Origin of the sequence: Yersinia sp. 1252 StPb PI (assembly GCF_048593885.1) — a bacterium.
Taxonomy (GTDB): Bacteria; Pseudomonadota; Gammaproteobacteria; order Enterobacterales; family Enterobacteriaceae; genus Yersinia; species Yersinia enterocolitica_E.
The window spans coordinates 1-2,114 of the sequence record NZ_JAZGQE010000322.1; the positions used below are offsets into that span (position 1 = coordinate 1).

A 2,114-nucleotide genomic window follows, 5' to 3' on the forward strand; every position below is an offset into this window, starting at 1 on the left:
CTAGTAATATAAGATTCACTAAATAGATAATCGCATTACATGCTGTCATTTCACCGTTAGCTCTCGTGGGCTATAGTGTTATTAACTATAACTCGACCTTTCTCAGAATATTATGAATTCTTACGGATTATTTAGGAAATAATTAACCGTTAATAGTACCAAATGAGACACTCATTTTTTCGAACATAGCGATAACTTTATTGATCAGTTTCATGGGTTGCTCCTGTAAACATCATTATTTTTATGTGATACACATCACAGTTATTAAGTTACTCCATAATGAAACGCCGGTCAACTATTTTTGTGAGCAACATCACAAAACTTAAGTTCGCCCCCTATCCTGCGCAAAATTATCAACTTTGAACCTCATCACGTGATTAGGTAAGATAAGGCCCTATTTGCCCCTATTTGATTGCCCGCCCTCTTCTGTTGCTGACCATTCATTCGCAGATAAGATGGCATTATTGGTTTTTCGGAGAAATTTTGTCAGAACAGTGCCCATGTGGCAGCAGCTTTGAATATCAACGATGCTGTGCGCCTTATATCCTTAACACGCAAGTTGCGGCCAAACCTGTAATACTGATGCGCTCACGCTACAGCGCCTATGTAAAAAAGGATGCGGACTATCTGATTAAAACCTGGCATCCAGACTGCAAAGCACAAGAATGGCGAGATGGAATAATTCAAAGCTTCACCAATACTGTATGGCACGGATTAACAGTTATTGCAGAAACTACTGGCAGTCATGATGACGAAGCCTTTGTTGAGTTCATTGCCCGCTTTACTGATCCAAATAATATGCAGATAAGCACAATGCATGAACGTTCCCGCTTCCTTCGAATAAAAGAACACTGGTACTATATCGACGGAGTCCGGCCGTCGGTGGGTAGAAATGATATCTGTCCTTGCGGTTCAGGGAAAAAATATAAGAAATGTTGCGGGCATTAACAGTAAAATCGTTTCATTACTGACCGTAGCATCAAACATTTACATAACATCAAGTACTGTTAAGACAGGATTTACCACCTTATGCCACACCAGAATGTACAAAAGAAAGTGTTACGCACTATATGCCCTGACGCTAAAGGCTTAATCGCAAAAATTACCAATATTTGTTACAAGCACCAGTTGAATATCGTGCAGAATAATGAATTTGTTGATCATCTGACTGGCCGCTTTTTCATGCGTACAGAGCTTGAAGGTATTTTTAACGATACTACCCTGCTGGCAGACTTAGATGATGCTTTACCCGAAGGCACCAACCGCGAATTACATACCGCAGGGCGTCGCCGTATTGTTATTATGGTCACCAAAGAAGCACATTGCCTCGGCGACTTATTAATGAAGAGTGCCTATGGTGGTCTGGATGTTGAAATTGCAGCGGTGATTGGCAATCATGATGCACTACAGAATCTGGTGGAGCGCTTTGATATCCCTTTCCATCTTATCAGCCACGAAGGTTTGACTCGTGATCAACATGATCAACGTCTGATTGAGCAAATTGAACAATACCAACCAGACTACGTGGTTCTGGCCAAATATATGCGCGTGCTAACACCAGCCTTTGTTCAACGCTTCCCTTACCAGATTATTAATATCCACCACTCATTCTTGCCTGCATTTATCGGTGCTCGCCCTTATCACCAGGCTTATGAGCGGGGGGTGAAAATTATTGGTGCCACGGCTCACTATGTAAACGATAGCCTGGATGAAGGCCCAATCATCATGCAAGATGTTATTCACGTCGATCATTCGTACACGGCAGAAGATATGATGCGAGCCGGGCGAGATGTGGAAAAAAACGTTCTGAGCCGTGCTCTGTATCGTGTTTTAGCACAACGTGTTTTTGTTTACGGTAACCGCACCGTTATCCTGTAAGCGCGCAATAAACAGATGTTTTTTGCCCAGATAAACATCGTCAAGAACAAAAAAGCACCGAACAACTTATTTTTTTCATTTCAAGTCTTTACAGGGGCGCTTCATTTGATATGATGCGCCCCGCTTACCAAGACAGTATTGATAAGCAGTTAGGCCAGTGGTGGGGTTCCCGAGCGGCCAAAGGGAGCAGACTGTAAATCTGCCGTCATCGACTTCGAAGGTTCGAATCCTTCCCC

General features: G+C 42.6%; 2 protein-coding genes. Both read left to right on the top strand.

All coding sequences use genetic code 11. The features are described 5' to 3' along the window. The first annotated feature begins 483 nt into the window (after positions 1 to 483). The gene (locus V2A85_RS23155; protein WP_083158956.1) at positions 484 to 948 is read left to right on the top strand and encodes a YchJ family protein; all 465 of its coding nucleotides are present in this window, start codon (positions 484 to 486) and stop codon (positions 946 to 948) included. A gap of 81 nt (positions 949 to 1,029) precedes the next feature. Further along, positions 1,030 to 1,878: a formyltetrahydrofolate deformylase gene (gene purU / locus V2A85_RS23160; protein ID WP_025378136.1), complete on the top strand. Its 849-nt coding sequence runs from the start codon at positions 1,030 to 1,032 to the stop codon at positions 1,876 to 1,878. Positions 1,879 to 2,114: the final 236 nt, after the last annotated feature.